The organism is Halochromatium glycolicum, assembly GCF_016584085.1.
In the GTDB taxonomy this organism is placed as follows: Bacteria; Pseudomonadota; Gammaproteobacteria; order Chromatiales; family Chromatiaceae; genus Lamprobacter; species Lamprobacter glycolicus.
This window is the reverse complement of record NZ_NRSJ01000006.1, coordinates 174904-183790: the sequence shown is the minus strand read 5'-3', so window position 1 is coordinate 183790 and position 8887 is coordinate 174904. Positions and strand designations below refer to the sequence as shown.

The 8887-nt window shown below is 66.4% G+C and carries 6 protein-coding genes; 4 read left to right on the top strand and 2 right to left on the bottom strand.

Features of this window, described 5'->3' with window-relative positions; all coding sequences use genetic code 11:
* Both purL and CKO40_RS05670 read left to right on the top strand, forming a co-directional pair.
* A partial coding sequence (purL, locus tag CKO40_RS05675; protein WP_200345220.1) for a phosphoribosylformylglycinamidine synthase occupies positions 1-2458 on the top strand: 2458 nt, incomplete at its 5' end.
* Positions 2459-2517: 59 nt separating this feature from the next.
* The gene (locus CKO40_RS05670) at positions 2518-3522 is read left to right on the top strand and encodes an Rpn family recombination-promoting nuclease/putative transposase (RefSeq protein ID WP_200345219.1); all 1005 of its coding nucleotides are present in this window, start codon (positions 2518-2520) and stop codon (positions 3520-3522) included.
* Between the two features lie 319 nt (positions 3523-3841).
* Here the strand turns inward: CKO40_RS05670 and nifA are convergent, their stop codons facing one another.
* Both nifA and nifL read right to left on the bottom strand, forming a co-directional pair.
* Positions 3842-5428 carry a nif-specific transcriptional activator NifA gene (gene nifA / locus CKO40_RS05665; protein WP_242476845.1) on the bottom strand — a complete coding sequence of 529 codons (1587 nt, stop codon included), beginning with the start codon at positions 5426-5428 and terminating at the stop codon, positions 3842-3844.
* A 16-nt stretch (positions 5429-5444) separates the two neighbouring features.
* The gene (gene nifL / locus CKO40_RS05660) at positions 5445-7172 is read right to left on the bottom strand and encodes a nitrogen fixation negative regulator NifL (protein ID WP_200345217.1); all 1728 of its coding nucleotides are present in this window, start codon (positions 7170-7172) and stop codon (positions 5445-5447) included.
* Between the two features lie 551 nt (positions 7173-7723).
* Between nifL and rsxA the strand changes: the two genes are divergently transcribed.
* A complete protein-coding gene (gene rsxA, locus CKO40_RS05655; RefSeq protein WP_200345216.1) occupies positions 7724-8299 on the top strand; it encodes an electron transport complex subunit RsxA in 576 nt (191 codons plus the stop codon).
* Between the two features lie 59 nt (positions 8300-8358).
* Positions 8359-8886: an RnfABCDGE type electron transport complex subunit B gene (locus tag CKO40_RS05650; protein ID WP_200345232.1), complete on the top strand. Its 528-nt coding sequence runs from the start codon at positions 8359-8361 to the stop codon at positions 8884-8886.
* Position 8887: the final 1 nt, after the last annotated feature.

Here is an 8887-nt window from a genome sequence, read left to right as displayed (position 1 = left end):
GACCGCGACCCTCGACCCCGACGAGGCCGCGCGCCGGGTGCTACGGCTGCCGACGGTCGGCTGCAAGACCTTCCTGATCACGATCGGCGACCGCAGCGTCGGCGGGCTGGTCGCGCGCGATCAGATGGTCGGTCCCTGGCAGGTTCCGGTGGCCGACTGCGCGGTGACCCTGACCGACTTCGACGGCTATCACGGCGAGGCGATGGCGATGGGCGAGCGCACGCCACTCGCGTTGCTCGATGCGCCCGCCTCGGGACGGATGGCCGTCGCCGAGGCGATCACCAACATTGCGGCCGCCGATGTCGGGTCGCTTGGCGCTATCCGGCTGTCGGCGAACTGGATGGCGGCCGCCGGCCATCCGGGCGAGGATGCGCGGCTGTACGCGACCGTGCGCGCGGTCGGCGCCGAACTGTGCCCGGCGCTCGGCATCGCGATCCCGGTCGGCAAGGACTCGATGAGTATGAAGACGGTCTGGGAGCGGCCGCGCGGCGGCGGGCTCGGGGCCGGGTTGAATCCCGAGGACGGCGCCAATGAAGCAACGGATTCCGAGCCGAGCGATGGCGCCGATCCCGAGCACGGCGCGCGCGACCTTGCTGGGATTGAGAGCGGTATTGAGAGGCGCATTAGTGCGGAGTCCGGTGCCGCGAGTGGTGCCGGCGCGAGCGTGGCCGACGGTAGCGATGGCGGACGCGAGCGCGTCGAGATGACCGCGCCGCTGTCGTTGATCGTCTCGGCGGTCGCGCCGGTTGCCGACGCCCGAAGGAGTCTGACCCCTTGGTTGAGGCTCGATCGCGGCGAGACCCGGCTGGTGTTGATCGATCTCGGTCGCGGTCAGGACCGGCTCGGCGGCTCGGCGCTGGCACAGGTCCATGCGCGCATCGGCGAGACACCGCCGGACCTCGATGACCCAGAGCTGCTCAAGGGCCTCTTCGCCGCGCTCCAGGCGCTGAAGGCCGAAGGGCTGGTGCTGGCCTATCACGACCGCTCCGACGGCGGTCTGCTCGCGACCCTATGCGAGATGGCCTTCGCCGGGCGCTGTGGGCTCGAATGCGATCTCGGGGGGCTGCCTGCAGCAACGGCATCGGCGAGTCTTGGATCAGCGGGATCGAGCGTCGGCGAAGACGGTCTTGGTCAGCAGGCTCCGAGCGGCGTTCGTGCCAATGGCGAAGGTGCAAGCGAGTCTGCCGCGGGTGATGGGGCGCGGGCGAGCCATGGCACACGGAGGGGTAATGGCGCGCTAGCAAGTGGTGAAGCGCAAACCGGTAACGGCGCGCCTTCGATGGACGCGCCTTCGACGGACGCAGGGCGCGATCCCATCGCGGCATTGTTCGCCGAAGAGCTCGGCGCCGTGCTGCAGGTCCCAGCAGACCGGCTCGACAGCGTGCTGGAGCGGCTCGAGCGCCATGGGCTCGGCGCCTGCAGTCACGCGATCGGGACGCCCCGCGCCGATCAGCGGATCATCATCCGCAGCGGCGAGCGACCGTTGGTCGATGCCTCGCGGGCCGAACTGCAGCGGCTCTGGTCCGAGACCAGCTGGCAGATGCAGCGCCTGCGCGACAACCCGGACTGCGCCGACGAGGAACAGGCCCGGATCGATGCCGATGATCCGGGACTCAGTGCGGCGCTGACCTTCGCGCCAGCCGACGACATCGCCGCGCCGCTGATCGCGACCGGTGCGCGCCCGCGGCTCGCCGTGCTGCGCGAGCAGGGCGTCAATGGCCAGATCGAGATGGCGGCCGCGTTCGATCGCGCCGGCTTCGAGTGCGTCGATGTGCATATGTCCGATCTGCTCGACGGCCGCATCGGCCTCGACGGTTTCCGCGGGCTCGCCGCCTGCGGCGGCTTCAGCTATGGCGACGTGCTCGGCGCCGGCGAGGGCTGGGCCAAGACCATCCTGTTCAACCCGCGCGCCCGCGACCAGTTCCAGCGCTTCTTCGCCCGTGACGACAGCTTCGCCCTCGGCGTCTGCAACGGCTGCCAGATGCTGGCCAACCTGCGCGAGCTGATCCCGGGCACCGACCACTGGCCGCACTTCGTGCGCAACCGCTCCGAGCAGTTCGAGGCGCGGCTGCTGATGGTCGAGGTGCGGGAGTCGCCGTCGCTGCTCCTGCAGGGGATGGCCGGGTCACGCCTGCCGATCGTGGTCTCGCACGGTGAGGGCCGCGCCGAGTTCCGCGATCCCGCGCAACAGGCCGAGGCGGCGCCGTTTGCACCGCTGCGCTACATCGAGACCAGTGGTGAGCCCGCGCTGCGCTATCCGGCCAACCCGAACGGCTCGCCGGAGGGCATCACCGGGCTGTGCAATGCCGATGGCCGGGTCACCATCATGATGCCGCACCCGGAACGCATCTTCCGCAGCATCCAGCACGCCTGGCGCCCGGACGACTGGGGTGAGGATAGCCCCTGGCTGCGGCTGTTCCGCAATGCGCGTGTTTGGGTGGGATCGCTGTCGCAGTAGAGGTATCACTGGCGGCTCGATCCTGAAGCAACGGCCGAGCGCATTCGGCCCGAGTGACCATGCCAACCGAGCCCCACCACGACCATAGCTATAAGGATCTGTTCTCGCACAGCGAGATGATCCGGGATCTGCTGCTCGGTTTCGTGCACGAGGATTGGCTCGCGCAGGCCGACCTCGATTCGCTGGAGACGGTCAAGGGCAGCTTCATCACGGATGACCTGCGCGAGCGGGAGGACGACATCATCTGGCGCCTGCGCTGGGGGGACGATTGGCTCTACGTCTATCTGCTGATCGAGTTCCAGAGCCGGGTCGACCGCTTCATGGCGGTGCGCATCGCCAACTATGTCACGCTGCTCTACCAGGATCTCATCGCCCAAGGTCGCCTCACCGCTGATGGCCGCCTGCCTCCGGTGCTGCCTATCGTGCTCTATAACGGCGATGCCCGCTGGACGGCGTCCGTCGAGCTGGCGGAGCTGATCGCGCCGGTGCCGGGCGGGCTCGATGCCTACCGGTCGTATTCCCGCTATCTGTTGCTCGATGAGGGTGCGGTGGTCGATGATCCGAGTTTTCCAGTGGAGGTTCGCAATCTCGTTGCCGCGCTGTTCCGGCTGGAGCATGCTCGCGACGAAGCGACCTGGCTCAGCGTCTATCAGCGCCTGGTCGAGCTGCTGGATACCGAGGCCCTGGGTAGTCTCAAACGTGCCTTTGGGCGCTGGATCTATCGGAGCTTCATCCGGAAGAAGCGCTCAGGAATCCGGTTGCCGGCCGTCGATGATTATCAAGAGGTACATACCGTGCTAGAAGAACGCGTGGAACAGTGGAACCGCGAGCTGATTGAGAAGGGGCGGTTGCAAGGCAGACAGGAAGGCCTGCTGGAGGGCCGATTGGAGGGCGAGACGCGCTTGCTGATGCGACAAATGGTTCGGCGTTTCGGGTCACTCCCCAATTGGGTCGAGCCGCGTCTTGCGCAGGCGAGCGAGGTCGAACTGGATGCGCTGGCCGATCGGGTCTTGGATGCCGATAGCCTGGATGCGCTGTTCGCCGACAGTGCCAAAGGTCATTGAGGCCGCTTGCGGCCAGGCGATCGCGCATCAATGGTCAAGCGCAGCGATCACAATCCGCTAAGGCGATTGCCGGAAAAGCTCGTACCGAATTGCGCAGGATTGTCGTTTGCCTTCGAGGAGCGTCGCCGGGAGCATAGCCGGGCTATGTGACCGGCGGCGCGACGAAGAAGGCGAGCGAAAAGACCAGCAAGGCGGTATGAGCTTTGACAGAAATCGCCTAAGCTAGCGATGGCGGTTGCGGCCCATGTGGCCGCGGCCATCGATGGCGTTTGCGTCCTACACAGGCGGCAATCGTAGTGGCCCTTCGGGCAATCGCTGCTCAAAACTGCTTCACCTTGATCCCCATCGTCTGGATGCGATAGGCGATCTGGCGCGGGGTCATGTTCAACAGCCGCGCGGCCTTGGCCTGGACCCAGCCGGCCTGTTCGAGGGCCGCGATCACGCGCTCGCGCTCGTCGACATCCGGGTCGTTGAGATCGATGCCGTTCGCTTGCGGGGCGCTCGGCGCGAGCGCGGCGGCCGGGTCGGGCAGGTTGCCGACGTCGAGGCCGGTGAGATCGATCACATCGCGGTCGATGATCCCGCACTCGCTCATCACCGCGGCGCGCTCCATGCAGTTCTCGAGCTCGCGCACGTTGCCGGGCCAGTCATGGCGCATCAGCACGCGCAGCGCGCTGTCGGTGATGCTGAGCTCGCGGCCCTGCTGGCTGGCGATCTTGTCGACCAGGAACTTGGCCAGCTCGGGTACGTCCTCGATCCGTTCGCGCAGCGCCGGCATCTGGATCGGCATCACGTTGAGCCGATAGTAGAGGTCCTCACGGAACTCGCCGGCCTTGACCTCCTGCTCGAGGTTGCGATTGGTGGCCGCGATCACGCGAACATCGACCTTGATCGTCTTGGTGCCGCCGACGCGCTCGAGCTCGCCCTCCTGCAAGACGCGCAGCAGCTTGGCCTGGAACGCCGGACTGATCTCGCCGATCTCGTCGAGGAAGAGGGTGCCGCCGTCGGCCTGCTCGAAACGCCCCTTGCGTTGACTGACGGCGCCGGTGAAGGCGCCTTTCTCATGACCGAAGAGCTCGGACTCGAGCAGTGTATCGGGCAGCGCCGCGCAGTTGAGCTTGATAAAGGTGCTCTGTGCGCGCGGTGAGTTGTAGTGGATCGCGTTAGCGATCAGCTCCTTACCGGTGCCCGATTCACCGCGCAGCAGCACCGTGGTGTTCCATTTGGCGACCTGGCGCACCTGGTCGAAGACGATCCGCATGCGCTGGGTATGGCCGATGATACTGTCGAAGCCATGGCTGCCCTTGAGATGGCGGCGCAGGTTGTCGCGCTCTTCGCGCAGCGCGCGGCGCTCGGCCTCGACCGAGCGCGCGAGCAGCACCGCCTGGCCGATCAGATTGGCCACCATCTCGGCAAAGCGGGCGCGTTGCTCGAGGTTCTCGTCCCGCACCGGCGGCTGCAGCGCGAAGACCCCGACCGGGTCGCCGTCGCCGATGCGGATCGGGACGCCGATGAACGGCAGGGAACGGTCGAACATGCCGAGCTTGTCCAAAAAGCGCGGCTCGTCGCTGACGCGCTCGAGCAGCCATCTTCGATTGGATTCGAGGATGTGGCCGATGACACCTTCGCCGCGCTGGTAGCGGACCTTCTCGAACGGTGCGACGTCCTCGTCATGCAGGGCGCTGATCAGCAGATCGCCGGATTCGTCGTCGAGCAGGCTGACCATGCCAAGGCAGAGGCGGCCGCGCTCGTGCAGCGTCTGCAGCAAGGCGCGCAAGGTCTCGCGCAGCTGGAGTGACTGGCTCAGGATACGGCTGACATCGAACAATGCCGCCAGCTGTGCCTCGAGCAGATCGACCCGACGGGTGTCGTGGCACGATTCGTCAGCCAGGTCAGCGTCGTACATCGATAATGGGCTTGCGTCAGTCACGGGGAAGGGCATTGGTCAGGTTCACGCGCAGCCGGCAGCCGTCCTGGTAGTCGGGGTCGATCTCGATACTGCCGCCGTGCTGGTTGGCGATCTCTTGGGCGAGAGGCAGTCCCATGCCGGCGCGGCCGCGCCGATTGCGCCAGCCGATATAGAAGGGCTCGAACGCCTTGTAGCGGTCGCCGCTCGGGAAGCCTGGCCCGCTGTCCTGGATCATCACCTCGACGGCGTTGTCCAGGGCACGGGTTGCGATATGCAGCTCACGCTGGCTGCGACCGCCTTCGAGCGTCGCTTGGACGGCGTTGTCGATCAGGTTCTTGAACAGTGAGCGCAGCTCGGTCTGGCGTGCGGTGATCTCCGGCAGCACGTGGGCCGGCCGCCAGTCGACCGTCAGTCCGGCGGCGAGCAGGGCGTCAGTCTCGAGGGCGAGCACATGGCGAATCAGCTCGTTGACATTGACGCTGACACCGGCCTCGATGACCTCGTCCGGAAGGGCCGAGCGCAGCGTCTGCAGGGCCTGCTCGCTCGCCGCAGTGATCTGCGCGAGCGTTGGCGCGAAGCCCTCGACCGTCCCGGCGCCGCTGGCGAACATCGCGCTCGCGGCGCGCAGCAGATTCAGCGGGGTCTGGATCTGATAGCTGGCTGCGGTCAAGGCCTCCCGCATCCCCTGTGTGAGCCGCTGCTCGGCGATCCGGGCGCGCAGATGCTCCAGGTGCGCACGCTCGACCTCACGATGACGGGCGGTGACGTCGGTCGCGAGCAGCAGCAGTCGTGAGGCGCCGAGCTTGCCGTGGCCGAAGTAGCTGCGCGCGCTGCCGTCCTGCTCGCTGATACAGGTGCCTGAACAGGAAAACCAACGGGGCCCGAGCGTGCCCGGGACCTCCAGGCTCACCTCGACGTTCTTGAAATCCTCGCCCTGGCCGGTCGCCGGGATGGTGCGCTCGAGCGGATCGAAACCAGCTTGCTCGCGCAGTGCTTGTCTCAGGAGCGGCAATGGCTCCTGACCGCGCAGATCGCCAAACAGCTTCTTGTACTCCATGTTGTCGAGGATGATGCTGCCGTCCGCGGCCAGCAGCACCATGAGCGTCGGCGCAGCGTCGAGTACATTCTCGATGCGCGTCTTCTGCTGCCGCAGCGCTGCAGCGAGCTCGTGCTCGCGGGTCACGTCGCGATGCATGCCGAGGAAGTGGGCGATCTCGCCGGCGCTATCGAGCACTGGTGAGATCACGAGCTCGGCCAGATATTCGTCCCCGTTCTTGCGCCGATTGACCAGCGTACCGGTCCAGGTCTTCTTGCGCTGGATCGTGCGCCACAGCTGCCGGTAGATGCTCTCGGGCGTCGCGTTGCTGGAGAGGATCGACTCGTTCTTGCCGAGGACCTCGTCGCGGCGATAGCCGCTGAGATGCTCGAATGCGGCGTTCGCGTAGAGGATACTCGCCTTGGCATCGGTGATCGAGATCGCCACCGGCGATTGCTCAACCGTTTCGAAGTAGAGACTCGGCGGCAGCGGATTGGGGGCATCCCCGATCATCAGCTGCAGCGCATCAACGACCGCGCGCGGCGTGCCCGGTGGCGGCGCGCTCAGGAAGTCGGCGATCGCGGTGTGCGCGATCGGTTGCTGGTCGCTCTCTGCACTCTCGCGCCGGCTCGCCGTCGACCTGCCTGACGAGGCTGTCTGTGGCTGTGAGGTTGATGCACGTGTCTCCGAAACCGATCGAGCCATGATGTCGCTCCTCTGTCGTCACCTGTCGTTGTATTGCCGCCGATCCGAATCCGAATCATTCTGAGCCGAGCTCATCCTGAGCCAAGCCATCCTGAGCCGAATCCTTCTGAGCCGAATCCTTCTGAGCCGAATCCTTCTGAGCCGAATCCTTCTGAGCCCAATTAAATAGCATAATCCGCGCCAGAAATAATGCCGGCCAGGAATCTGGCTGTGGGCTTGGGCGGCGCGGCTTGTACGGCGCTCTGCGGAGGGCGCCTGATGGTGCATTGTCGGGTTTCCGACATATCTGCTGCACTGCAACACGACAGCTGTGTCGTCCCCGACACCGCGCTGGCTGCCTGGCTGGCGCAGGCCCAGGTGCCCAACCGCCCTGATCAGGCGGCTGGATGGCAACCGGCCCCTTATCACTCGGCGTCCAACCGGTTACGACGGGGGAACAGACGAGCGGGTGTCCACAAAGGTGGCATCGGCTTTGCCTCTCTGCGTCCATTCGTTCGGCAGGGCCGAGTCCCTGCCCGAGTCTGATTGCAGCCGGTAACCCCTGATCACCGATGACTGAGTACCTGATGCTCCTACTGGCGACCGCGTTGGTGAACAACGTGGTCTTGGTCAAGTTCCTTGGGCTCTGTCCGTTCATGGGCGTTTCCGGAAAGCTTGATACCGCGCTCGGCATGGGGCTGGCGACGACCTTCGTGCTGACGTTGGCCGCGGCGGCGAGCTGGCTGTTGGAGCATCTGGTCCTGGCGCCGCTCGACATCGGCTTCCTACGCATCCTGACCTTCATCCTGGTCATCGCCGCGGTGGTGCAGTTCACCGAGATGACGGTGCGCAAGGTCTCGCCGACACTCTATCAGGTGCTCGGCATCTTCCTGCCGCTGATCACGACCAACTGCGCGGTGCTCGGGGTGGCGCTACTCAATGTCCAGGCCGAGCACAGCTTCACCGAGAGCCTGATCTATGGCTTCGGCTCGGCGCTCGGCTTCACGCTGGTGATGGTGCTGTTCGCCGGGCTGCGCGAGCGCCTGGCGCTGGCCCAGGTCCCGGCGGCGTTCGCCGGCGCGCCGATCGCGTTCATCGTCGCCGGGCTGCTGTCGCTGGCGTTCATGGGCTTTGCCGGGCTGGCCTGAGGCCGCCTGCGGCTGGGGCATGGCAAAGGGCTGACTGAGGAAAAAGGGTACTCGAGATGATGCTAGCAGCGATTTTCAGCTTGACGGTCCTCGGGCTCGGCCTGGGCACCCTGCTCGGGCTGGCCGCGCGCTTCTTGAAGGTCGAGGAGTCGCCGCTGGTGGGCGAGGTCGAGGCCATGCTGCCGGGCTCGCAGTGCGGCCAATGCGGCTATCCCGGCTGCGCACCGGCGGCCGCCGCGATCGCTGCCGGTGAGGCACCGGTCACGATCTGTCCGCCCGGCGGGCGTGGGCTGGCGCAAGCGCTCGCCGACCGGCTCGGCGTCTCGGTCGACCTGAGCGGGATGGCGGAGCAGGAGGTTCGGGTCGCGTTCGTCCACGAGCGCCTCTGTCTTGGCTGCACCAAGTGCTTCAAGCGCTGCCCGACCGATGCGATCGTCGGCGCCAAGGATCAGATCCACGCCGTGTTCGAGGACGCCTGCATCGGCTGCGGTGACTGCGCCGAGGTCTGCCCGACCGAGTGCATCGAGATGCGCGCGCCCACTCAGACCCCCTCGAACTGGGTCTGGCCGCAACCGCTGGCCGCCTGAG

Coding starts and splice junctions, on each gene's coding strand:
- rsxA (WP_200345216.1), top strand. CDS start 7,724: ATGACTGAGTACCTGATGCTCCTACTGGCGACCGCGTTGGTGAACAAC.
- nifA (WP_242476845.1), bottom strand. CDS start 5,428: ATGTACGACGCTGACCTGGCTGACGAATCGTGCCACGACACCCGTCGG.
- nifL (WP_200345217.1), bottom strand. CDS start 7,172: ATGGCTCGATCGGTTTCGGAGACACGTGCATCAACCTCACAGCCACAG.
- CKO40_RS05650 (WP_200345232.1), top strand. CDS start 8,359: ATGCTAGCAGCGATTTTCAGCTTGACGGTCCTCGGGCTCGGCCTGGGC.
- CKO40_RS05670 (WP_200345219.1), top strand. CDS start 2,518: ATGCCAACCGAGCCCCACCACGACCATAGCTATAAGGATCTGTTCTCG.